Origin of the sequence: Bacillus sp. NPDC060175 (assembly GCF_042728695.1) — a bacterium.
In the GTDB taxonomy this organism is placed as follows: Bacteria; Bacillota; Bacilli; order Bacillales; family Bacillaceae_G; genus Bacillus_A.
Genome location: NZ_JBHWYR010000002.1, coordinates 129,827 through 152,785 on the forward strand (window position 1 = coordinate 129,827; position 22,959 = coordinate 152,785).

The 22,959-nt window shown below is 37.3% G+C and carries 23 protein-coding genes; 8 read left to right on the forward strand and 15 right to left on the reverse strand.

Annotation, left to right across the window (positions count from 1 at the left end):
* The first annotated feature begins 50 nt into the window (after window positions 1-50).
* Together ACFWDE_RS01850 and ACFWDE_RS01855 are read left to right on the forward strand one after the other, a co-directional pair.
* Window positions 51-1,451, forward strand: a complete 1,401-nt coding sequence (locus tag ACFWDE_RS01850) for a M28 family metallopeptidase (RefSeq protein ID WP_377889637.1) — start codon at window positions 51-53, stop codon at window positions 1,449-1,451.
* 146 nt (window positions 1,452-1,597) lie between these two features.
* Window positions 1,598-1,969, forward strand: coding sequence for a hypothetical protein (locus ACFWDE_RS01855; RefSeq protein ID WP_002144686.1), 372 nt, complete (start codon window positions 1,598-1,600; stop codon window positions 1,967-1,969).
* 338 nt (window positions 1,970-2,307) lie between these two features.
* Here the strand turns inward: ACFWDE_RS01855 and argS are convergent, their stop codons facing one another.
* Window positions 2,308-3,978 (reverse strand): arginine--tRNA ligase, encoded by a 1,671-nt coding sequence (gene argS, locus ACFWDE_RS01860; protein WP_377889640.1) that lies wholly within the window; start codon window positions 3,976-3,978, stop codon window positions 2,308-2,310.
* Complete coding sequence (locus ACFWDE_RS01865; RefSeq protein ID WP_000744340.1) at window positions 3,978-4,415, reverse strand: YwiB family protein; 438 nt, start codon at window positions 4,413-4,415, stop codon at window positions 3,978-3,980. The genes argS and ACFWDE_RS01865 overlap by 1 nt, the downstream gene beginning before the upstream one ends.
* Window positions 4,416-4,617: 202 nt before the next feature.
* Between ACFWDE_RS01865 and ACFWDE_RS01870 the strand changes: the two genes are divergently transcribed.
* Entirely contained in the window at window positions 4,618-5,604 is a 987-nt protein-coding gene (locus tag ACFWDE_RS01870; protein WP_377889642.1) for a S66 family peptidase, read from the forward strand.
* Between the two features lie 25 nt (window positions 5,605-5,629).
* Here ACFWDE_RS01870 and ACFWDE_RS01875 read toward each other — a convergent pair whose 3' ends face one another.
* Window positions 5,630-5,992, reverse strand: coding sequence for a YxeA family protein (locus tag ACFWDE_RS01875; RefSeq protein ID WP_377889644.1), 363 nt, complete (start codon window positions 5,990-5,992; stop codon window positions 5,630-5,632).
* A 234-nt stretch (window positions 5,993-6,226) separates the two neighbouring features.
* Here ACFWDE_RS01875 and ACFWDE_RS01880 point away from each other — a divergent pair, with 234 nt between their 5' ends.
* The gene (locus ACFWDE_RS01880) at window positions 6,227-7,264 is read left to right on the forward strand and encodes a PTS sugar transporter subunit IIC (RefSeq protein ID WP_002144677.1); all 1,038 of its coding nucleotides are present in this window, start codon (window positions 6,227-6,229) and stop codon (window positions 7,262-7,264) included.
* A gap of 337 nt (window positions 7,265-7,601) precedes the next feature.
* On the opposite strand, the gene speB is transcribed toward ACFWDE_RS01880, so the two are convergent.
* The 4 genes from speB to ACFWDE_RS01900 form a co-directional block, all read right to left on the reverse strand.
* On the reverse strand, window positions 7,602-8,474 hold the full coding sequence (gene speB / locus ACFWDE_RS01885; protein WP_016106742.1) for an agmatinase: 873 nt from the start codon (window positions 8,472-8,474) through the stop codon (window positions 7,602-7,604).
* 218 nt (window positions 8,475-8,692) lie between these two features.
* Window positions 8,693-9,520, reverse strand: a complete 828-nt coding sequence (speE, locus tag ACFWDE_RS01890; RefSeq protein ID WP_377889647.1) for a polyamine aminopropyltransferase — start codon at window positions 9,518-9,520, stop codon at window positions 8,693-8,695.
* Between the two features lie 186 nt (window positions 9,521-9,706).
* The gene (locus tag ACFWDE_RS01895) at window positions 9,707-10,870 is read right to left on the reverse strand and encodes an MFS transporter (RefSeq protein ID WP_377889649.1); all 1,164 of its coding nucleotides are present in this window, start codon (window positions 10,868-10,870) and stop codon (window positions 9,707-9,709) included.
* A gap of 5 nt (window positions 10,871-10,875) precedes the next feature.
* Entirely contained in the window at window positions 10,876-11,283 is a 408-nt protein-coding gene (locus ACFWDE_RS01900; RefSeq protein WP_002144674.1) for a MerR family transcriptional regulator, read from the reverse strand.
* 151 nt (window positions 11,284-11,434) lie between these two features.
* On the opposite strand from ACFWDE_RS01900, the gene ACFWDE_RS01905 reads away from it, so the two are divergent.
* Window positions 11,435-12,160, forward strand: coding sequence for a glycerophosphodiester phosphodiesterase (locus ACFWDE_RS01905; protein ID WP_377889652.1), 726 nt, complete (start codon window positions 11,435-11,437; stop codon window positions 12,158-12,160).
* 101 nt (window positions 12,161-12,261) lie between these two features.
* Window positions 12,262-14,313 (forward strand): transglycosylase domain-containing protein, encoded by a 2,052-nt coding sequence (locus ACFWDE_RS01910; protein WP_002144671.1) that lies wholly within the window; start codon window positions 12,262-12,264, stop codon window positions 14,311-14,313.
* A gap of 32 nt (window positions 14,314-14,345) precedes the next feature.
* Here ACFWDE_RS01910 and ACFWDE_RS01915 read toward each other — a convergent pair whose 3' ends face one another.
* Together ACFWDE_RS01915 and ACFWDE_RS01920 are read right to left on the reverse strand one after the other, a co-directional pair.
* The gene (locus ACFWDE_RS01915; RefSeq protein ID WP_377889654.1) at window positions 14,346-14,855 is read right to left on the reverse strand and encodes a YwhD family protein; all 510 of its coding nucleotides are present in this window, start codon (window positions 14,853-14,855) and stop codon (window positions 14,346-14,348) included.
* A gap of 25 nt (window positions 14,856-14,880) precedes the next feature.
* Window positions 14,881-15,555 carry a site-2 protease family protein gene (locus ACFWDE_RS01920; protein WP_377889656.1) on the reverse strand — a complete coding sequence of 225 codons (675 nt, stop codon included), beginning with the start codon at window positions 15,553-15,555 and terminating at the stop codon, window positions 14,881-14,883.
* A 112-nt stretch (window positions 15,556-15,667) separates the two neighbouring features.
* On the opposite strand from ACFWDE_RS01920, the gene ACFWDE_RS01925 reads away from it, so the two are divergent.
* Window positions 15,668-15,853 (forward strand): 2-hydroxymuconate tautomerase, encoded by a 186-nt coding sequence (locus ACFWDE_RS01925; protein WP_001147171.1) that lies wholly within the window; start codon window positions 15,668-15,670, stop codon window positions 15,851-15,853.
* A 39-nt stretch (window positions 15,854-15,892) separates the two neighbouring features.
* Here the strand turns inward: ACFWDE_RS01925 and ACFWDE_RS01930 are convergent, their stop codons facing one another.
* The 6 genes from ACFWDE_RS01930 to ACFWDE_RS01955 form a co-directional block, all read right to left on the reverse strand.
* Entirely contained in the window at window positions 15,893-17,197 is a 1,305-nt protein-coding gene (locus ACFWDE_RS01930) for an HD domain-containing protein (RefSeq protein ID WP_002113111.1), read from the reverse strand.
* 145 nt (window positions 17,198-17,342) lie between these two features.
* Complete coding sequence (locus tag ACFWDE_RS01935; protein ID WP_377889658.1) at window positions 17,343-18,281, reverse strand: ABC transporter substrate-binding protein; 939 nt, start codon at window positions 18,279-18,281, stop codon at window positions 17,343-17,345.
* Window positions 18,282-18,483: 202 nt separating this feature from the next.
* The gene (locus ACFWDE_RS01940) at window positions 18,484-19,296 is read right to left on the reverse strand and encodes an ABC transporter ATP-binding protein (protein WP_000212073.1); all 813 of its coding nucleotides are present in this window, start codon (window positions 19,294-19,296) and stop codon (window positions 18,484-18,486) included.
* Window positions 19,297-19,311: 15 nt separating this feature from the next.
* Window positions 19,312-20,328, reverse strand: a complete 1,017-nt coding sequence (locus tag ACFWDE_RS01945) for a FecCD family ABC transporter permease (RefSeq protein ID WP_377889660.1) — start codon at window positions 20,326-20,328, stop codon at window positions 19,312-19,314.
* Window positions 20,325-21,380, reverse strand: coding sequence for a FecCD family ABC transporter permease (locus tag ACFWDE_RS01950; protein WP_002113119.1), 1,056 nt, complete (start codon window positions 21,378-21,380; stop codon window positions 20,325-20,327). The genes ACFWDE_RS01945 and ACFWDE_RS01950 overlap by 4 nt, the downstream gene beginning before the upstream one ends.
* 313 nt (window positions 21,381-21,693) lie before the next feature.
* The gene (locus tag ACFWDE_RS01955) at window positions 21,694-21,918 is read right to left on the reverse strand and encodes a YuzB family protein (protein WP_000526075.1); all 225 of its coding nucleotides are present in this window, start codon (window positions 21,916-21,918) and stop codon (window positions 21,694-21,696) included.
* A gap of 289 nt (window positions 21,919-22,207) precedes the next feature.
* Here ACFWDE_RS01955 and ACFWDE_RS01960 point away from each other — a divergent pair, with 289 nt between their 5' ends.
* Window positions 22,208-22,900, forward strand: coding sequence for an RsfA family transcriptional regulator (locus ACFWDE_RS01960; RefSeq protein ID WP_377889663.1), 693 nt, complete (start codon window positions 22,208-22,210; stop codon window positions 22,898-22,900).
* Window positions 22,901-22,959: the final 59 nt, after the last annotated feature.

Below are 22,959 nucleotides of genomic sequence, written 5' to 3' on the forward strand. Positions count from 1 at the left end.
TCCGTCTTCTTTTGTCAGTCAGAGAGAATAGAAGAATGGGAGAGGAAAAAATGAGAAAATCACTGAAACAAAAAATAGTAAGCTCCTTGCTTGCTGTATCACTCGCCGTTAGCTTAGCTCCAATCGGACAAGCAAAAGCTGATTCCACGTCAGAAATTACACAGACTCCACCTATTACAAAACAAGTGGATGCAAGCCGCGCCATCGAGCATATCCGTTTCTTATCCGAAACAATCGGTCCCCGTCCAGGTGGTACAAAATCAGAAGAATGGGCTTCTCGCTATATTGGTATGAAGCTTAAATCAATGGGATATGGAGTAGAGTATCAGCCCTTTCAAGTGCCGGATCAATACGTTGGATTTATCGAATCACCATTAGGGACAAAGCGTAATTGGCAAGCTGGTGCTGCTCCAAATGCACTAATTTCTACAGAAGCTGTTACAGCTCCGCTTATCTTTGTTCAAGGTGGTACAAAATTGGACGATATTCCAAATGAGGTAAACAGAAAAATTGTTTTATTCGAAAGAGGTGCAACAGTAGCAGATTATAATAAACAAGTTGAAAATGCTGTTAGTAAAGGGGCAAAAGGTGTTCTTTTATACAGCTTAATTGGCGGACGCGGAAACTATGGACAAACTTTCAATCCTCGCTTAACTAAAAAACAGTCTATCCCTGTCTTCGGTCTTGCTTATGCTCAAGGAAATGCATTTAAAGAAGAAATTGCTAAAAAAGAGACAACAATTCTTTCCCTAAAAGCGAGACATGAATCTAATTTAACATCCTTAAATGTCATCGCAAAAAAGAAACCAAAAAATAGTACAGGTAATGAAAAGGCCGTCGTTGTAAGTTCACACTACGATAGTGTCGTTGGAGCACCTGGGGCAAATGATAATGCTTCTGGTACAGGATTAGTATTAGAACTGGCTCGTGCTTTTCAAAATGTAGAAACTGATAAAGAAATTCGTTTTATTGCTTTTGGTTCTGAGGAAACTGGCTTACTTGGCTCTGATTATTATGTTAATAGTCTGTCCCAAAAAGAACGTGATCGAATTTTAGGTGTCTTTAACGCAGACATGGTTGCAACAAATTATGATAAAGCAAAGAATTTATATGCAATGACTCCTGATGGCTCAACAAACCTTGTAACAGATGCTGCCTTACAAGCAGGTAAACAATTAAATAACGATCTCGTTCTTCAAGGGAAATTTGGCTCTAGTGATCACGTACCATTTTCTGAAGTGGGTATTCCTTCTGCACTATTTATTTGGATGGGCGTCGATAGTTGGAATCCATTAATCTATCATATTGAAAAGGTATACCATACACCCCAAGATAATGTGCTAGAAAACATTTCGCCTGAACGTATGAAAATGGCATTAGAAGTTATCGGGACAGGAGTTTATAATACACTTCAAACACCTGTTACTCAAACTGAACAAAAGGCTGCTTAATGCTTTAAAAGACTACTGATTTTATCAGTGGTCTTTTATTGAGAAAAAACATATATGCATAAAAGCATATTTTCTCCTATGTAATATCGTATACAATATTAACTGTAACAAAAATGATTACAACTAATAAGGAGGCTTTTTCTACTATGAAAAAAATGATTTTAGCAGGTGCGTTAACTTTAGCAGGAATTACTGGAACTACCGCTTTTATTCCAGAAACAAAGGCTGCTGCCGCTCAAGAACAAAGCTTTACAAAATTTTATTCTTTGCAAACTGGAAGTAGTTCCGAACAAGAACCTATTTTCCTTCAAAAAGGACAAGAACTAACAATTCATCCTAACAGCAAAACTCCTAGTTACAGTGTTTATGACTCAAATCATAACCTTATTGGGCGTTATTCTGATGGTTACGGCAGAATTTTCACTGCAAAAACAGATGGAAATATGTATGTTCAATTTCATGCACCTTACGTTTACTATAGTCCTGTTAGTTTTTCTGTTACTTATACAATTCAATAGAAAAGGGGCCTCTTACAAGGCCCTTCTTTATGAAACAAATCCAATACTCGATCTTTCCACCTTTTCTTCCATCGTACCCCCCTGTCACTTATATAAGACGATGCAAACTCTCCTTTTGTTGGATAAATTTTTTTTATTATTCCACATAAAAAAGCAATCACAACATCATGTGATTGCTTTTTATTTAAAACGAACACTCGGTTCCGCTTTTCTTTATGTCTAGCTCTGCCTCCTAGCCCCTTCCGTCTAAGAACCTTCCCCACGAGAAGATAAACTGCATCTTCTGTGGAAAAGAACCTTAGTCTTCGGGACTAAACAGTCGGCTCCGCTTTTCTTTATTACATTTTTTCTGGTGCAGATACTCCTACGATTGCTAATGCATTTTGAAGTGTAGTGCGTACTGCTTTCATTAATTCGTAACGAGCTCTACTTAATTCTAAGTTATCTTGGTTTAATACTTTTTCTGCATTGTAGAAGCTGTGTAATGCTGCTGCTAATTCAAATGCATAGCTTGTAATGCGGTGTGGCAGACGTTTTTGCGCTGCATCCGCTACTACAGCTGGGAATTCACCAAGTTTTTTCAGTAACTCTACTTCTTTCTCAGAAGTAACAAGTTTGTAATTCACGTCTCCGCCTGTAGCTAATCCTAACTCTTCACCTTGACGAAGGATACTGCATACACGAGCATGAGCATATTGTGCATAGTATACTGGGTTTTCATTAGATGTTGATACAGCTAAGTCCATATCGAAGTCTAAATGAGAATCACCGCTACGCATTGCGAAGAAGTATCGCATTGCGTCCACGCCTACTTCTTCCATAAGCTCACGAAGTGTAACTGCTTTACCTGTACGCTTACTCATCTTCATTTTTTCACCATTTTGGTACAGTTGTACCATTTGAATGATTTCTACTTCAAGAGTGTCTTTATCGTAACCAAGCGCTTGAATAGCAGCTTTCATACGAGGAATGTAACCATGATGGTCAGCACCCCAAATGTTGATTAGCTTATCGAAACCACGCTCTAATTTATCGCGGTGGTAAGCGATATCTGGCGTTAAGTATGTGTAAGAGCCGTCGTTTTTAATTAATACACGGTTTTTATCGTCACCGTAAGTCATTGAACGGAACCAAGTTGCTCCGCCTTCTTCAAAGATTTCGTCACGCTCTTTTAATACAGCAAGAGCCTGATCAATTTTTCCGTTTTTGTATAATGATGTTTCTGAGAACCACACATCGAAGTTAACACGGAAGCTTTCTAAGTCTTTTTGAAGTTTTGCTAACTCATATTTCAAACCGTATGAACGATAGAATTCATAGCTTTCTTCTGCATCAGCTTTTGCATAACGATCACCAAATTCTTCAGCTAAACGTTTACCGATTCCAATGATGTCCGCACCATGGTAACCGTCTTCTGGCATTTCTTTCTCTAAACCTAAAGCTTGCATGTAACGAGCTTCAACAGAAAGAGCTAAGTTATGAATTTGGTTACCAGCATCATTAATGTAGTACTCACGGGATACATCGTATCCTGCTTTTGCTAATACGTTACATAAAGTGTCACCTACTGCCGCACCACGTGCATGTCCTAAGTGAAGATCGCCTGTTGGATTCGCAGATACGAACTCAATTTGTACTTTTTCACCTTTACCAGTATTCGTTTCACCGTATGCTTCACTAGCGTTTACAATTGTTGGAATTAAGTCTGTTAAGTAGCTATTATCCATGTAGAAGTTAATGAAACCAGGACCAGCGATTTCAATTTTTTCAATAGAAGCTTTTGCTTTATCGAAGTTTGCAACTAATTCTTCTGCAATCATACGAGGTGCTTTTTTCGCAACGCGTGCAAGTTGCATTGCCATATTTGTAGAGAAGTCACCATTTGTTTTATCTTTTGGAGATTCTAATACAACGTTTGGAATTTGTTCTTCTGTTGCTAATTCTGCCTTTAATACAGCAGCTTGAATTTCTTCTTTAATCAATCCTTTTACTTGTTCTAAAGAATTCATTATTTTGCCTCCTTCAAATTAATTGTAATTGTATATCTGCCAGCTTCTTGTTCACTTAGAAGCAATGCGTACGTTAAGAAGAGTTGTCCTTTTTTCTTTTCATCCGACCATTTAAAAAGAACATTATCAGTTTTCGTTTGCAATGCAAACGTACCAAGTTCACTCGTATACGTACCAGTTGTCCATTCACCTTTCACATGCGTCTGACGCATAGAAATAGCACCTGAACGCATAATGAGAACTTGTTCATCTTGAATTTTAATAATTGTTTTCACTTCGCCTTGTTCGTTCGGCTCTTGAAATGTTATATATGTACCTTGACCTTTTACATAGTATTGACCATTTGCTTCAAAAGCAACGGTTTCCTTCCTCGCCCCTTCACGGATTTCTGTTACGAAATGAACGTGTACTGGCAAGCCTGCAAGTTGTTTCTTCACGTCTTGCACACCTTTCAAATGTTATAGATATTAAATACTACTTATAATAAATCACTTTTCCTATCATATCAAAAAAAGACTCTGTCTGTCTGCTGAAAAATCAGGAAAACTCCTTTTCAAAAAATAATTCAACTTCTCTTTATTTCGTATGTTAAAATATTTTTAAAATCTGAATATTTTTTCATTTAAAGAGGTGAATCTAATGCTACCAACAAAATTAAAAAAAGGTGATGAAATAAGGATTATTTCACCATCTTGTAGTTTAAGTATTGTCTCAAATACGAACCGAGAGCTTGCCACAAAAAGATTAACCGATATGGGCTTTCACGTTACATTCTCAAAATATGCTGATGAGATAGATCAATTTGCTTCCTCTTCTATTTCTTCACGCGTTCAAGATTTTCATGAAGCATTTAAAGACCCTAATGTAAAAGCAATTTTGACGACACTTGGAGGATACAACTCTAACGGTTTATTAAAACATCTCGATTACGATTTAATTCGAGAAAATCCGAAGTTTTTCTGTGGCTATTCTGATATTACCGCTTTAAATAACGCACTTTACACAAAAACAGGCTTAGTTACATATTCAGGTCCTCACTTCTCTTCATTCGGAATGGAAAAAGGGCTCGATTATACGACCGATTACTTTTTAAAATGTTTAGCTTCTAATAAGTCTATTGAAATATTACCGGCTGAAACATGGAGTGATGATTCTTGGTATATGGATCAAGAAAATCGAGAATTTATTAAAAATGAAGGATATGTTTCAATTCAAGAAGGGGAAGCGACGGGAGATATTATTGGTGGTAATATGAGCACATTTAATTTACTGCAAGGTACACCATATATGCCTAACTTACAGGGCAAAATTTTATTTCTTGAAGAGGATAGTTTAACCGGAAAAGCTACCCTAAAAACTTTCGATCGATATTTACATTCTCTTATGCAGCAAACTGATTTTGAATACGTAAAAGGTATCGTTATAGGAAGAATGCAAAAAGGAGCAGAATGTATGATAGAGGACATTCAAGAAATGATTGCTTCAAAGCCTGAACTTGCACATATCCCTATTATTGCGAATGCAAGTTTCGGACATACAACTCCAATCTTTACTTTCCCAATTGGCGGACGTGCAAAAATCATTTCTAATAAAAAAAGTTCAGCTATCACCATTTTAACGCACTAAAAAAGGAGCGAACGATTCGCTCCTTTTATGGTTTTTCTATTTTTTGCAACGCTTTTTGCGGGATTGATTCTTTCGGGATTTCAGCCCACCCTTTTCCCTGCATACCTTTTGCATAAATTTTTATAAAAGCACCCGTATGCAATTCACGGTTCACCATTCTTTTAATAACTTGTAGCCTTCCATCTTCTGTATACCCTTTAAATGTATACAAATATTCATCGTCTTTTTTCTCACTTTTATCTATAACAGCATAATAATCTTGTATTTCTTTATTTGAAAAGAAGTTGTCTACAAAAGCATGCACACCTTCTGTTTTCGTGTTTAAATAATACGCTGTTCCACCTAAAATAATGGCGAACACAGCTAAAACCTTAATTACCAATTTCATAAATGCGCCTCCTGTTTGCACTGCTTTCTCACTAACCGTATGTCTATACCTGTATTATACGAAAAAAAGCATACTATACTCTATCGAAATGCCTTACACTTTCCTTACATTATTGTAAGAGTTTTTCACCTTACAGCAATTTCCCAATAAAAATTTTTTCCGTTTAACAAACTTTTATATTATTATTGAATGATACAAATTTTTATTACAAAAATCAAAGGAGACAGTTTTCAAATGGCTATCTTGCAAGGTTTAGCACTATTACTTGTTGTACTTTGTCTATTTACACTTTTCAGTTACCGTGCGCCTTACGGAATGAAAGCGATGGGTGCTTTAGCTAATGCAGCAATCGCAAGTTTTCTTATTGAAGCATTTCACCGTTATATAGGTGGAGAAATGTTTCATAATGACTTTTTACAATCAGTAGGAGAAGCTTCTGGTAGTATGAGCGGTGTCGCAGCGGCGATTTTAGTAGCATTAGCAATCGGCGTTTCACCCGTATACGCTGTTTTAATCGGTATAGCTACTAGTGGGTTCGGTATTTTACCAGGATTTTTCGCTGGATATGTTTGTGCTTTCGTCGTGAAATTTCTCGAAAAGAAATTACCAGCTGGTGTAGAATTTTTAGCAATTCTATTTATTGCCGCACCAATTTCACGTGGAATGGCCATGCTTATGGATCCACTCGTTAACGCAACACTCGGTAAAATCGGTTCTATGATTTCAGTTGCAACTACAGAAAGTCCTATCATTATGGGGATTATGCTTGGTGGATTAATCACAGTTATTTCTACATCTCCACTAAGTTCTATGGCACTAACTGCAATGCTTGGATTAACTGGTTTACCAATGGCAATTGGTAGTCTTGCCGTAGCAGCTTCTGCCCCAATGAACTTCATTTTCTTTAAACGACTAAAAATCTGTTCAAAGAAAGATACAATCGCTGTGGCAATCGAGCCGTTAACACAAGCCGATGTTGTCTCAGCAAATCCAATTCCAATTTACGCAACAAACTTTGTTGGCGGTGCGCTTGCCGGTATTATTACGTCGCTATTCCAGCTCGTTAATAATGCACCAGGGACAGCATCACCAATTCCAGGACTTCTCGTATTGTTCGGATTTAATGATGTAATAAAAGTAACGATTGCTGCCGTATTATGTGGAATCGTTACCACTATTGTTGGATACGTCGGTTCCATTGTGTTCCGCAAATATCCAATCCGTTCTGCTGATGAAATTCGCGGAATCACTTCGGAAGAGAAGGTTGCATAAGAAAAAGTAAAATTATATCGGCGATTCGACAAAGAATATCGACTTACCGACACATAACGACAAAAGTAAAAGCCTCCTAGGTAGTCTAGGGGCTTTTACTTTATCCAGCTACAGCGGCTAAAATGCTCGGTGGCTTCGCTTCTTCCTTCGAGGCAAAAAACGCCTCTACGTCTGAAGCTCCATCCCCCTCACATTCTGAGCGAGCCGCTTCCGCTTTTATTTTATCCAGCTACAGCAGCTAGAATCTCCGGCCATTTCACACTCTCGTTCGAAGCCAAAAGCGCTTCTCGGTCGAGCGTTCCAATGACCTGCGATTCTGAGCGAGCTGCCTCCGCTTTTATTTCACCCAACCGAGCAGCATTTCCCGCACGAATTTGCTTGCTGCGATTGGTGTTTGATCACTATGATCGTAGACTGGAGCTACTTCTACTAAGTCTGCTCCGACTACTTTTATATTTGAATTTGCAATTGCTACGATGGACTCTAATAGTTCTTTAGATGTAATACCTCCAGCCTCTAACGTTCCTGTTCCAGGAGCATGAGCTGGGTCTAATACATCAATGTCGATTGTGACATAGACTGGACGTCCTGCAAGTTTCGGTAATACTTCTTTTAACGGCTCTAATACGTCAAATTTGTATAAGTTCATACCTACTTCTTTCGCCCATTCAAATTCTTCCTTCATTCCAGAACGAATTCCGAAAGAATATACGTTTTCCGGACCAATTAAATCACACACTTTACGAATTGGTGTAGAGTGGGATAAAGGCTCCCCTTCATACGATTCACGTAAATCAGTATGAGCATCCATGTGGATGATTGCTAAATCCGGATATTTTTTTGCCATTGCCTTAAAAATTGGCCAAGACACTAAGTGCTCACCGCCGAGACCTAGTGGAAACTTACCGGCATCTAAAAGTTTTGCTACATATTCTTCAATCATGTCTATGCTGCGCTGTGGGTTCCCAAATGGTAATGGGATATCACCCGCATCAAAATATTTTACCTCTTCTAGTTCACGATCTAAATACGGACTATATTCTTCAAGACCGATTGATACTTCACGAATACGTGCAGGGCCAAAGCGAGATCCTGGACGAAAACTTACTGTCCAATCCATAGGCATCCCATAAATAACCGCCTTTGACTCTTCAAAACTTGGATGACTTTTTATAAATACTTTACCTGAATAAGCTTCATCAAAACGCATACTCTTTTCCTCCTTGTGTGGAAATTAAGGTATCCCAACCTTTCATTATTTCTCAAATTTGGAGCCTATAACTCCTCTTTCTCGATTTACCTGCGCCTTCTTTTTATTACAAGAAGACTACTTCATTTGTAGCAGTGTAAGTAACTAGCATGTTCAAGCCTTCTAGACAAACACCTTAAATGAGTTACTTACACTTTATTTATTTCAATTTAACGCTCTTACTTAATTAAATCGCCAACAAATTTCGGTAATGCGAATGCTGCATTGTGTAATTCTTTTGTGTAGTATTTCGTTTCGATTTCATGGAAACGCTCTTCACTTACTTCTAATGGATCATGTTTTTTAGATCCGATTGTGAACGTCCAAAGTCCACTTGGATACGTCGGAATGTTTGCTGTGTATAAACGAGTAATTGGGAAGATCTCTTTTACGTCTTTAAACACAGTTGTAATTAGTTCTGGTGTGAACCAAGGGTTGTCCGTTTGTGCAACGAAAATACCATCTTCTTTTAACGCTTTAGAGATTCCAGCGTAGAAGCCTTTTGTAAATAGGTTTACTGCTGGGCCTACTGGCTCAGTAGAATCTACCATAATTACGTCATATTCATTTTCGCTTTCTGCGATGTGTAGGAAACCGTCTCCTACTTTTACTTCTACACGCTCATTATCTAATGCACCTGCAATTGATGGTAAGTACTGCTTAGAGTACTCAATTACTTTTCCATCGATTTCAACAAGAGTTGCTTTCTTCACGCCTGGGTGTTTTAACACTTCACGAATAACACCACCATCGCCTCCGCCAACAACTAATACGTTTTCAGGGTTTGGATGTGTAAATAAAGGTACGTGCGCTACCATTTCATGATAAACGAACTCGTCCTTTTCTGTTGTCATAACCATGCCGTCTAAAATAAGCATGTTTCCGAACTCTTCCGTTTCAACCATATCAAGTTTTTGGAATTCTGTTTGCTCCGTATGTAATGTGCGGTTAATACGCGCCGTAATTCCAAAATGCTTTGTTTGTTTTTCAGTGAACCATAGTTCCATCGTACAATCACGCCTTTCGCTGCAAATTTATAATAGGGACATCATTAATGTCCCCTAACAAAAATAAAACAAAACATCCAAAAAGTATAGTTAAAAGTACAAAAATACCGAAAATATATTTTAGTCAGAGGGTTCTAACATATATGCGAAAAAGGTTTGCTCTGTAATAGGAAAGAAAACCCTTTCTTAAGAAAGGGCTTTTGTCTCTATTTCTACCGGTTTACGAATCGGAATTAAGATCATAACGCAACCAACTAATACAACAATTCCACCGACTAAAAACGGGCTTTGCGGCGAAACTGTATGACCGATAACTCCTGATAAAATTGGAGCAATCGCGCCTCCTAACCAACGAACGAAGTTATAAACACCTGATGTAACAGATCTTTCATAAGGTGAAATATCCATTACATAACTTGTAAATAACGCATTATTTAATCCTGATGCTAATCCAGATAGAACGATTAACACGATTTGTAACCACATGATTTTAACGAAGAATAGTGCAATTAAGAAAATCGCAAATACGAGTAAACTACCTTTTAACAATGTTTTTGGTTCATATTTACCTTCTAGCTTATGCGCTAAAATTGCTGAACCGTAAGCTAATGCTAATCCCCATCCGCAAAATACAAATCCTAATTGAATAGCAGATAAATGCATAATCAGTGGTGAATATGCTAACACGACGAAAAATCCGTAGTAGTATAACATTCCTGAAATGGCACCTTGCATAAACGGTTTATACTTCACCAGGTTAAGTAATTCACCTACGCCTGCTGCTTTACGCTTCACTTCTCGCTCCGGTTCTTTTACAAAAAAGAATACTAAAATAAATGCTAAGAAAATTAAAATACTCGTTGCGAAAAATGGGTAACGCCAAGAATGTCCACCTAATATACCACCTAACAATGGGCCACCTGCCATCCCTAAACCGATAGCTGCTTCATATAATCCTACTGCTTCATGAACTTCTTTACTTAATGCTATTAAAAGTGTCATTGCTGTAGCAAAAAACATCGCATTTCCTAATCCCCATCCTGCACGGAAAAGAGATAATTGAGCAATCGTTTGCGATATACCACATATAAATGCAAACACAGTTACAATCGCAAGACCGATCGTCATCATTCGTTTATCACCAAATCTTGATGCAAATATTCCAGCTGGTAACATCATAATTGCCATCGTTAAAATATATGCTGTAAATAACATCTCGACTTGCCAATGCGAAGCACCAATTTGTTCAGCAATGCTTGGTAAAATTGGGTCGACTACTCCTATACCTGAAAAGGCAAGGAAGGTAGCCACCACTGTAATCAATCTCCCTAATTTTTGTTTGCTCTCCATTTTGATTACTCTCCTTTTGTATTCTCTAAAAATGTAACTGCACGGCTTAAACTATCCTCTAGCTCTGCCCTCACGCGCTGCATTTGCTCCATTTTCTCGTCTAACGTTTGCACTTGTTCTTCAAGCATCTCTTTAATTTCTTGAATCACTTCACGGTCACGCGGATTCTCACTATTTCTTCTTTGTTCCATTCTTTCTTTTAACGATAAGAAATGTTGCATTTCTTGAAGCGTAATTCCTAGCACTTCTTTCGCTTCCACAATCCTTTTAATTCTTGCAATGTCCTCGTCTGTATACAGGCGAATATTCCCTTCACTGCGTTCTGGGGGATGAATTAAACCAATTTCCTCATAATAACGAAGTGTACGCTTTGTTAAACCGACTTGCTTTGTTACTTCATCAATTTTATACATGTGTATTCCTCCCTTCACCGGATTATTACATTTTACGTTAACGTTAACTTTTGTGCAATTATTATACTTTTGTAAATGTTTGTCATATGAATTGTATTTTTCTCAAAGCAGTTTCATAATGAAAGAAAAGAGATGATAAGGAGATTTCCACATGAATAAACCACTTATTTTCGCTCATCGCGGGGTAAAAGGAACACACCCAGAAAATACGATGATTGCCTTCCAAGAGGCTGAACGCATTGGTGCTCACGGAATTGAACTTGATGTTCATCTATCAAAAGACGGTGAACTAGTTGTTATTCATGATGAAACAGTGGACCGTACAACAAATGGCGTGGGACTTGTTTCTGAGAAAACTGTAGAAGAATTACAAATTTTAGATGCTGGTAGCCATAAAGACCCTTCTTTCCATGAGGCAAAAATCCCAACGTTACGAGAAGTATTTATTTGGCTCTCTACAACAAATTTACAACTTAACATTGAATTAAAAACAGATGTTATTCACTATCCAACTATTGAAGAAAAGGTCGTCGCTCTCGTTCGTGAATATCATCTATCCAATCAAATTGCATTTTCATCATTTAACCACGATTCCGTTTCATTATTAGCAGAAATTGCTCCAGAAATTCCAAGAGCGATTTTGTACGACACACCACTTGCAGATCCTATTGCTGAAGCAAAAAAACGTGGGGCAACTGGATTACATCCAAACTTTCAATTATTAACGAAAGAGTTTGTCCAATTAGCACAGGGGCAAGGATACGTTTTTCGTCCTTATACCATTAATGAATATAAAGATTTACAAACTATGATTGATTACGGCGTAGATGTTATTATTACCGATTGGCCAGCGCGTGCTTTTGAGCTCCTTTCTTAAATGAAGGGGCTCTTTTTATTTTGGAAATTTCATTGTTTAAAATAAACGAAAACCCTCAATACTAATACAATAATGCTTGTATTAATGAGGGGCTGAAAAAGATGGATCAAACTATGAATCCAAAACTTAAAAAATATAAACGTCTTTTCTTCACCGTAATGTTTTCTTGTGTTCTTTTTTTCGTTTTTTCCTTTTTTATTATCATTGTAGCTGCAAAAATTATGGGACCTCCCCCTGTTGCGGTTCCGCAAACGAGTGTCTTTTACGCTAATGATGACACTGTTATAGGACAAAGTAATGAAATGCAAAAACGCTATAATGTATCTCTCGATGAAATTTCTCCTTATGTAACAGGGGCGACACTATCTATTGAAGATCAACGATTCTACAAACATCATGGCTTTGATATGAAGCGCATTGCTGGTGCTATTGTTGCCGATTTAAAAGCAATGGCAAAAGTACAAGGTGCTAGTACTATCACACAACAGTATGCTCGTAACCTATACTTAGATCATGATAAAACGTGGAAGCGTAAACTATTAGAAGCAATGTATACCGTTCGTCTTGAAGTGAACTATAATAAAAATCATATTTTAGAAGGGTATTTAAATACAATTTATTACGGGCATGGTGCTTACGGAATTGAAGCTGCTTCCCGCCTGTATTTCGATAAAACTGCAAAAGAATTAACATTAGCAGAAGCTAGTATGCTCGCAGGCATTCCGAAAGGACCTAGTTTCTACTCTCCCTTTTTAAAAGAAGAGCGTGCCAAAGGGCGTCAATCTCTCATACTAAATGAAATGGTAGAACAAGGGTATATTACAAAACAGCAAGCTGCCTCAGCAAAAAAAGAAACACTTACTTTTGCCTCATTGGATACGAAAAAAGTTGCAGAAATTGCACCTTATTTCCAAGATGCTGTACAAGCTTCTCTTCTTCGTGATATCGGATTAGATGAGCAAGCCTTACAGCGAGGTGGCTTGCGTATTTATACAACGCTAGACCCTAAATTACAATCTGTAGCAGAGCAAGCTGTAAAAAATCATATACCTGAAACAACAAACATCCAAACTGCCCTCGTCTCTATGAATCCAACAACGGGTGAAGTGGCTGCCCTTGTTGGTGGAACTGATTATAATAAGAGTCAATTTAACAGAGCTACACAAGCTGCTCGCCAGCCCGGCTCTACATTTAAGCCATTCCTATATTATGCAGCCTTAGAACGAGGATTTACCCCTGCTACGCGCTTAAAAAGCGAATACACTGTATTCACTTTAGGTGACGGTGTTTCCAAATATAAACCGAAAAATTATAAAAACTATTATGCAGACGATTTTGTGACAATGGCACAAGCACTCGCCGTTTCTGATAACGTATATGCTGTGAAGACGAATTTATTTTTAGGCGAAGACATTCTTACAAAAACAGCGAAGCAATTCGGTATTACTAGCGCATTAAAAGATGTTCCGTCTCTTGCTCTCGGCACATCCCCTGTAAAACCAATTGAAATGGTCAATGCTTATAGCATGTTTGCAAACGGCGGAAAAGAAGTAAAACCAATCTTTATAAGGCGCATCGTTGATCATGAAGGAAATATGCTATACGACGCTCATTTAGAAAGTAAACAAGTTCTAGATAAAAGCAAAGCCTTTGTGATGGAAGAAATGATGGCAGGTATGTTTAATAAAAAACTAAGCAGTTATGCCGCTGTGACCGGTCAATCGATGTTATCAAAACTATCAAGAACATATGCCGGGAAATCTGGTTCTACAGAAACTGATAGTTGGATGATTGGATTTACCCCACAACTTGTAACAGGGGTTTGGATTGGATACGATCAACCTAAATCCATTTCAAACGTAGCAGAACAAGGATACGCGAAAAAAATATGGACCGATACAATGGAAAAAGGATTAGATGGACAGCCTAAAAAAGAGTTCAAACAACCAACAGATGTTGTTGCTGTCGACGTTAACCCTGAAAACGGTAAGATTGCTACAAAAAATTGTCCCATTTCTGTGAAAATGTACTTCGCAAAAGGTACAGAGCCAACTGAATATTGTATGGATCACGTTGATGATAAAGAAGAATTCGAAAAGGTTAGTGAAGAGAAGAAAAAGACGGGTTGGTGGAAGAAATATCTCCCGTGGTAAAAAAATAGCTGACGGAAATCCGTCAGCTATTTTTATTCACCTAATAATGCGTGGCGCAATTCTTCACTAGATTCGTTCCAAATTGCTTCATTATGCTCTTTTAAGAATGTACCAAGTACTTTTTTAGATGATTCATCCATATGATCAATCATGATGTGACGCTTTAGTGATTTATCCATTTTGTTTACATGCTCTGGAAGTGATTTATATCCGCGGCGAATTTCACGGTCAACTGTCATTTCACAGGCTGTTGCACCTGCGTAATATGCACCGGTCGGTGTTCTTTCAATCGTTACCCAAACAAGCCAAAATGGTTTTCCGTTTGGAACATCATCTTTATTCGTTAAAAACTTAATTCCTTTTTCTACTGTACTACGCGCATGCATCGCACCGATATCAACGAACGCAGTTTTCTCTAATACATCAACAAATACAGGAGAAATATTTTCTAGGCTTAATGCCCCAACACCAAAACCACCATGCCCATCTGTTGAGTCATTCTTCACGATATTAAAACCGATTTTTTTCTTTTTCTCTGTCATATGTAAATTCCTCCTCGCTTAATAATTATAAAAGCCCGAAAATAGGCGCAATGATACTTTGTAAAAATCCATACACATACGGAATTACCACATTGAAAATAGGTTGAATTGTGTAATTGCTAAGCGGTGTAATAACAAGAATTAATAACGCAATTGCTCCATACTTTTCATACTGTGTCATTTTCGCACGAATATTCGCTGGTGCTAAATCTTCCACAACGCGATAACCATCAAGTGGTGGAATCGGTAGTAAATTAAACACAAATAAAACGATATTAAGAAAAATAAAAATTTGGAAAAACTGAATTAATGTATCTGTAACTGCAAATGGAAGTGCATGTAGCACACCTAGCGCTTGTAAACTATATAAAACGATTAAACCAATTGCACTTAAAATTAAATTACTAATTGGTCCCGCAATAGAAACTAATATTCCCGCAAGACGCGGTCTTTTAAAGTTATACGGGTTAACAGGCACTGGTCTTGCCCAACCGAATCCAAGAATTAATACAGCAATCATCCCGATAGGATCTAAGTGAGCCATCGGTGATAACGTTAACCGTCCTTGTTTTTTCGCTGTATCGTCTCCAAATTTATATGCAACATACGCATGTGCAAATTCATGCACAGATAGCGCAATAATAATCGCCATTGCTACCAATGGAATTTGGTGCAACGGGTATCTAAATAACTGATCCATAGTTCATCTCCTCTTCAATATGTCCAAAAAAGAAATTATTTGTTTTTCCGATTGTTCTTCCTCATAATCCGCTATAATAAGAGTGTAACTTACATAAAAGGAGCGATTGTACATGCCATACGTAACAGTGAAAATGCTAGAAGGACGCACAGAAGAACAAAAGAAAGCTCTTGCTGAGAAAGTAACAGCAGCAGTAAGCGAAACAACTGGTGCTCCTGAAGAAAACATCGTTGTTTTCATCGAAGAAATGTCTAAAAACCATTATGCAGTTGGCGGAAAACGCTTAAGCGACAAATAATTTCAAATTCTTTCATAAGAAGTAGCTCTTAGCTGCTTCTTATTTCTTTCCTTCTAATAACTCGATAATTCTCTCTTTATATTTTCCTTTTCTTCCATCTTCATAGATTAAATCATGCGGATAGAATAGCTTTTGATCCGTTCTCTTCTTACCCGTAATCGCCTCAACAATATCCGATTCGCGCGAAAGCTCCCTAAGTTCCCCGTTCGGCATAAGGAGTAAGATTGGTAGACGCTCTTCTTCTTCTCCTGCGCGGTAAAAGTCATACGGTAAGTCTGATGTTGAATCCACAACTAAATAATACTCTGGATCTAGTCCAATCTTTTTAAATAAGCTACTTAATTCCATCCAATTATCTAAACCGTGTTTATCTGTAAACTCTACATATTTAAATAGATTTCGATTCATAAAACGGCGACATAAGTCACTTAAAATTGGATCTTCTTCGTCTTGCCATACTTGGAAGTAATAATACATTACGTTCTCGTCTAGCTTTAAATAGTCCTCTACTGTTACCTCTTCTTCAAATAAAGAATAGAAATGAACAGGATGATATTTAAACGCATAATACTTCTCATGCAGTGATTTAGCTCGGTGTAAAATCTTCGTTAAAATTACTTCTGCACTACGTGTTACTGGATGGAAATATACTTGCCAATACATTTGATAACGACTCATAATATAATGCTCTACAGCATGCATACCACTATTTTTAATGACAACTTGATTACCATACGGGCGCATGACACGCAGTATACGTTCCATATCAAAGTTCCCATACTTTACACCAGTAAAATATGCATCTCTTAATAAATAATCCATACGATCAGCATCAATTTGGCTTGAAATCATACTAATCGCTAATTTATTAGTGGATGTTTTCGCAATTACATCTGCTACCTTTTGCGGGAAATCTTTATCCACACGGCTTAATACACGATTAATTTCCGTATCACCAACGATAATCTTTTGCGTAAATTTCTCATGATCTAACGAAAATACTTTTTCAAACGAATGAGAAAATGGGCCGTGACCGACATCATGAAGTAATGAAGCACATAAACATAACAATCTATCTTCAGCATTCCAATTTGGTCTGCCATCAAACACATCATCAATCATACGACGAATAATTTCATATACACCTAACGAATGAGTAAAGCGACTATGCTCTGCACCGTGAAATGTAAAAAATGTCGTTCCAAGCTGCTTAATACGGCGCAAGCGTTGAAATTCTTTCGTTCCGATTAAATCCCAAATAACGCGATCACGCACGTGCACATATTTATGTACTGGGTCTTTAAACACTTTTGTTTCGCTGAGTTTGTCGTTTAAATATACCACTTTCCGACATCCCCCTTTCTTTACTGCATTCTTACTATATATTATAAACGATATAGGAAACAGAAAGAAATGAAAGACTATATTAATTCCTGTTATATAAAGAAAAATCACTTTTACCGACGTAAAAGTGATTTTTCTTTATATATTATTTTCCTAAAACAAATTCAGCTACTTCGTCTAAGATCATTTCTTTACCTAGCGGGAAGTATCCTTTGTTTAGGTCTTCATTGCTAATTGTGAATACATGATTGTTTTTAACAGCGTTCATGTTTTTCCAAATTGATTCTTCTTGGAATTCTTTTAGACGCTGAGAACCGTCACCAGTTGTAAATACGAATAAATAATCTGGGTTGTAATCGATTAAAGCTTCTTTTTGTACTTGTACTAGCGGTTTATCAGTTGGTGTCCCTTTAACTGCCGGTAACTTTAAGTCATTAAAGATTACGCTACCGTAACCGTAGTCACCATATACGCGGAAAGCATTTGGATATGCAGCCATTTTCATGAATGTTGCATCACCAGTTTTAGCGATGATTTTGTCATGTAATTTGCTTGCTTTTTCCTCATACTGTTTGAACCATTCTTTTGTTTCTTTCTCTTTACCGAAGATTTGACCTACTTCTTCGAATTTTGGACGCCATTGGTCTAATGGAGTTTTTAACATAACTGTTGGTGCAATTTTAGATAATTGATCATAAATCTTTTCTTGACGATTGTTTACAAGAATTAAGTCCGGTTTTGCAGCAGCTACTGCTTCGATGTTAATTTTATCGCCCCAAGCAGAACCTACTGGTTTCACACCTTCTAATTTCTTTGCGATATGTCCATCAATTTTTTCTTGTGTTGTATTTGCAGTAATAATCGGTTTCATACCGAAAATTAATAATTCTTCTGTTGAACCACTAAGGTCAGCAATTTTCTTTGGATTTGCAGGGATTTTAATTTCCCCTTTTGCGTGTTGTACAGTGCGCTCTTCAGTCTTCGCATCTGCTTTCTTTTCTTCTTCTTTGTTAGAACAAGCTGCAAATAGTACAGAAGTAACAACTAGTACCATTGCTAATAGTGCCATTTTAAAATTCTTCATATTCCGACTCCTTCTAGCTGTATTTCTCTTATAATTTGCATGTAACTATAAGAAACGAAAACAACATTTAATTAATATATTTTTATTAATTGTTGTTTATAACCCGTTCTAAAGGGCGTTCAACTTCCCATCCGTGGGTAAGAAGCTCAACGTCCATTAGAACTCCCCCTCTCACCTCTTTAAGAGGGGGAAATTCTATTAATTATGCTTTTTTACGCAATTGATTATTAATCATAGCTAAATCGTATGTTAAACAAATTGGTTTACAGTTTACTGGACATGGAACGATTTGAGCTTCGATTTCAAATACGTTACGAAGCGTTTCACTTGTCATAACTTCATCTGGCGTTCCTTGTTTCATTAACTTCCCAGCTTTTAATGCAATCATATGATCAGAGAAACGAGAAGCATGATTTAAATCGTGAATAACCATAACAATCGTTCTGCCTTCTTCTTTGTTTAACTTCTTCAGTAAGTTTAATACCTCAAGTTGATGAGCCATATCTAAGTATGTTGTTGGTTCATCTAACACGAGTAAATCTGTTCCTTGTGCAAGAGCCATCGCAATCCATACACGTTGACGTTGACCACCTGATAAAGCTTCTGCTGGACGATTTGCGAATTCTGTCATCCCCGTCACTTCAAGAGCCCAATGAATGTAGCGATAATCCTCTTCTTTCAATGTTCCAAATCCTTTTTGATGAGGAAAACGTCCATATGAAACAAGTTCAAACACAGTAAGGCCTGTTGGCACTTCTGCAGTTTGTGGTAAAATCGCCATTTTCTTTGCGATTTCTTTCGTTGGCTGTTTCTCAATTGCTTTTCCATCAAGATAAACGGTACCTCGTTTTGCTTTCAAAATACGAGAAGCCGTTTTTAATAATGTGGATTTCCCGCAACCATTTGGTCCAATAATCGTTGTAATTTGTCCTTCCGGAATTTCAACTGTTAATCCATCTATAATTAACCCTTCATTATAGCCAACAGATACCGCATCAACCGCTAAAGTTGCCATACAAAAAGCCTCCCTTTATTTTGTCCTCATAAGTAAATATATGAAATATGGTGCGCCAATTACAGAAATAACAAGACCGACCGGTATTTCTGAAGTTGGTAACACACTTCTTGAGATTACATCTGCAAATAAAAGCAAGAACGTTCCTATTAATGCAGCCGTTGGTAACATAATTTGATGTTTACCACCAACGAGACTTCTCGCTAAATGCGGAGCCATTAAACCGATAAAACCAATGCCGCCCGCCACCGCAACAGATGCACCAGCTAAACAAACTGCAATAAATAATAATTTACGCCTTTCCTTTTCTACATTTACACCAAGGCCAACTGCTGTAGAGTCGCCTAAATTCATTACATTTAATATGTGCGCTTTACTAATGGCAAGTGGTAAGAAAATAACCATCCATGGGAGTACACTTAGTACGAACTTCCAATCTGTTCCCCATAAACTTCCTGCCAACCAAATCGTTGCAAAACGGAAGTCGTTCGATGTCATCTTCATAGAAAAAATTAAACTAACAGCACCAAATCCGGCTGCAACAGCGATACCAACAAGAATTAATCGAGTGGATGAAACTCCGTCTTTCCATGCTAGTAAATAAATAATAACCGCTGCTAATATCGCACCAATTAGTGCGAAGAATGGAAGGATAAATACAGATAAGAATGTACCAGTTCCAACTTTTCCAAAGAAAAAGTAGACGAATACAACAACTGTTAATCCCGCTCCGGCGTTAATACCGATAATACCTGGATCAGCAAGTGGATTTCGTGATAACCCTTGCAAAATTGCACCTGACATAGCTAATGCAGAACCAACTAATATAGCAATAACCATACGTGGCATACGAAATTCAAATAAAATAACAGATTGATCTTCTGCACCTAATCCAACCAATGACTTTAATACATCTATTGGAGGTATTTTAAATGTTCCTGTATTTAAACTTACTAAAAATACAGCAACGATTAATCCTACTAAAATCGTTAAAATAGAAATGTTCTTTTTTGTTAAGACGCTCGTCCTCACATTTTTCCTCTCCCTTCATTACGTGCTAAGTAGAGGAAGAATGGAACTCCAATTAGCGCTGTAATTGCCCCAATTGGCGTTTCAAATGGTGGATTAATAACGCGTGATAACATATCTGCACATTCAATTAACAATCCACCTAAGACCGCAGAACATGGAATAACCCATCTATAGTCTGAGCCTACAAGGAAACGAGTCATATGCGGAATTACAAGTCCAACGAATCCAACCGATCCTGCCATAGAAACCGCAGAACCTGTTAATACAAGAACAAGTACTGTTCCGATAAATTTAATTAATGTCGTATTTTGACCAAGTCCAATCGCAATTTCTTCACCAAAGCTTAAAATTGTGATATATCTCGACATCATAATTGCTATAACGAGACAAACAAGACCAATCGGTACTAACATATTAATACTTTGCCATTTCACTCCGGCAACACCGCCTGCATTCCACATACTTACCTCTTGGGCAAGGTTGAAATACAATGCAATTCCAGATGAAATTGCCCCTAATAAAGCACTAATTGCTGCACCTGCTAAAGCTAATTTTACAGGCGTTAATCCACCTGGTGAAGAAGACCCAATACCATATACAATGCTCGCTCCAAACGCAGCTCCAATAAATGATGCGATAACAAACATTAAATAAGGTGAATTAGGGAAGAATGCATACATAATTGCAATCCCAAATACAGCTCCATCTGTAATTCCCATTAACGATGGTGATGCAAGTGGATTTCGTGTCATACCTTGCATAATTGCACCTGATACCGCTAAAAAGGCACCTGCAACTACGCCCCCTATTGCTCTAGGCATGCGAAGTTCTTGAATTACGTTATGATGCGTTATAGACCCATCAAACTGAAATACAGCTTGCCAAACGGTCTTTAAACTAATATCTGCTGCACCAAACGAAATAGAAACTGCCATGCTTAAAGCTAACAAAATTGTGCCTGCTATTAAAATAATAGAAGCAACGAGCGGTCTGCTCTTAATCTCTTTAACATTCACATCTTGCTGTTCTATACTCCTTGCGCTCGCTTCCATCCCTCAACCATCCTAACCAACAACATATATTTAATAAAATGAAATTTATTCTCAAATAGTAATAAAAAAATTAGATGAATTGATTTTTCCTGATAATGATTCTCAGAATCAGACACTTTCTATTTTACCTATCGCTTCAAAAGACTGTCAACCATTATTTTGAAATACAAATTCATATAGATCGAAATTTTAATGAACAGGTGATGTCCATCCTACATCGCATGTTAGTCTCCATCAATTGTACTTTCGCAGAATAGATCATTCCTCTTATGGACATAAAAAAAGAAGAGTAATCTGTTCACTCTTCTTTTTCTTACTTATTTAACTTTGCTTCAATTTTTACAATTAATTCGTCTTCTGTTGGAGCCGCAACTGGACGATTATTTACAAACGCGAATGATTTTTTACGACCAGGACCGCAGTAAGACTGACATGCAACCTCAATCGTTGCACATGAATCTACTTTTTTTAACTTCGGAATCAACGTTTTAACGTTCGTTGCCTGACAATCATCACACACACGAAATTCGTTTCCCATTATATATAACACTTCCTCTATTTTAAACTTTTCACAAGTACATTTAAAAATAAACACTAAATGGTATTTTACCGCTCTTTGAGGCTTGTTGCAAGTCTCCGGGCGTAGCTCCATTCCTATATAAGGCTACCTATTTTTTATATTTTCTCCTTCAAAAGCTTTCATCATTCATAGCCACATTTCTTCTCTTCATTGAAATCTACCATATTTTTAAAAGCTTTGTATAAAAGCTCATTTTTTTGCCCATTATAAAAATAGGAAGTTCATAAAAAGAAAGGGAGTTGAATCTATGAAAGTAAGACAAGATGCTTGGACAGACGAGGACGATTTATTACTTGCTGAAACAGTGCTTCGCCATGTTCGAGAAGGAAGTACTCAATTAAATGCTTTTGAAGAAGTAGGAGATCAGTTAAATCGCACATCTGCTGCTTGTGGTTTCCGCTGGAATGCTGTTGTTCGCTATAGCTATGAACAAGCTCTTCAACTAGCAAAAAAACATCGTAAAGATAAAATGCGTGCTGCGGGCGGTGAACAGGCAAAAAAACGTTTACTTTATACACCACCAGCTTCAGCGGCGATAACTGATTATGAAGAACACGTACCGTATGAAACAGCTGTTCAATATACAGAAGCTATTCCATATCAAGAGCCGACTGTTCCTGCTCCAAAAAACTCAATAACAATGCAAGATGTTATTTACTTTTTACAAACAGTTGGATCTTCAAATATAAAAGTAACAGCTCTTGAAAACGAGAATACGAGATTGAAACAAGAAATTAAAGCGCAAATTTTGCGAAATGAAGAACTAGAAAAGAAACTAGAAAAATTAGAACAACAATCTCATACTGTACAAGAGGATTACGAAACACTTATGAATATTATGAACCGTGCTCGTAAATTAGCAGTAATGGATGATGAGGAACGCTCACAAACATCTTTCCGCATGGATCGAAACGGTAACTTAGAAAAAATTGCAGAATAAAAAGGATGCATATGTGCATCCTTTTCTTATTTCACTTCAACCATATGTGCTTCTTCAAC

Coding starts and splice junctions, on each gene's coding strand:
- argS (WP_377889640.1), bottom strand. CDS start 3,978: ATGAATTCTTTAGAACAAGTAAAAGGATTGATTAAAGAAGAAATTCAA.
- ACFWDE_RS01910 (WP_002144671.1), top strand. CDS start 12,262: ATGGATCAAACTATGAATCCAAAACTTAAAAAATATAAACGTCTTTTC.
- ACFWDE_RS01935 (WP_377889658.1), bottom strand. CDS start 18,281: ATGAAGAATTTTAAAATGGCACTATTAGCAATGGTACTAGTTGTTACT.
- ACFWDE_RS01900 (WP_002144674.1), bottom strand. CDS start 11,283: ATGTATAAAATTGATGAAGTAACAAAGCAAGTCGGTTTAACAAAGCGT.
- ACFWDE_RS01895 (WP_377889649.1), bottom strand. CDS start 10,870: ATGGAGAGCAAACAAAAATTAGGGAGATTGATTACAGTGGTGGCTACC.
- ACFWDE_RS01960 (WP_377889663.1), top strand. CDS start 22,208: ATGAAAGTAAGACAAGATGCTTGGACAGACGAGGACGATTTATTACTT.
- speE (WP_377889647.1), bottom strand. CDS start 9,520: ATGGAACTATGGTTCACTGAAAAACAAACAAAGCATTTTGGAATTACG.
- ACFWDE_RS01905 (WP_377889652.1), top strand. CDS start 11,435: ATGAATAAACCACTTATTTTCGCTCATCGCGGGGTAAAAGGAACACAC.
- ACFWDE_RS01850 (WP_377889637.1), top strand. CDS start 51: ATGAGAAAATCACTGAAACAAAAAATAGTAAGCTCCTTGCTTGCTGTA.
- ACFWDE_RS01870 (WP_377889642.1), top strand. CDS start 4,618: ATGCTACCAACAAAATTAAAAAAAGGTGATGAAATAAGGATTATTTCA.
- ACFWDE_RS01950 (WP_002113119.1), bottom strand. CDS start 21,380: ATGGAAGCGAGCGCAAGGAGTATAGAACAGCAAGATGTGAATGTTAAA.
- ACFWDE_RS01925 (WP_001147171.1), top strand. CDS start 15,668: ATGCCATACGTAACAGTGAAAATGCTAGAAGGACGCACAGAAGAACAA.
- ACFWDE_RS01920 (WP_377889656.1), bottom strand. CDS start 15,555: ATGGATCAGTTATTTAGATACCCGTTGCACCAAATTCCATTGGTAGCA.
- ACFWDE_RS01940 (WP_000212073.1), bottom strand. CDS start 19,296: ATGGCAACTTTAGCGGTTGATGCGGTATCTGTTGGCTATAATGAAGGG.
- ACFWDE_RS01955 (WP_000526075.1), bottom strand. CDS start 21,918: ATGGGAAACGAATTTCGTGTGTGTGATGATTGTCAGGCAACGAACGTT.
- ACFWDE_RS01855 (WP_002144686.1), top strand. CDS start 1,598: ATGAAAAAAATGATTTTAGCAGGTGCGTTAACTTTAGCAGGAATTACT.
- ACFWDE_RS01875 (WP_377889644.1), bottom strand. CDS start 5,992: ATGAAATTGGTAATTAAGGTTTTAGCTGTGTTCGCCATTATTTTAGGT.
- ACFWDE_RS01880 (WP_002144677.1), top strand. CDS start 6,227: ATGGCTATCTTGCAAGGTTTAGCACTATTACTTGTTGTACTTTGTCTA.
- ACFWDE_RS01915 (WP_377889654.1), bottom strand. CDS start 14,855: ATGACAGAGAAAAAGAAAAAAATCGGTTTTAATATCGTGAAGAATGAC.
- speB (WP_016106742.1), bottom strand. CDS start 8,474: ATGCGTTTTGATGAAGCTTATTCAGGTAAAGTATTTATAAAAAGTCAT.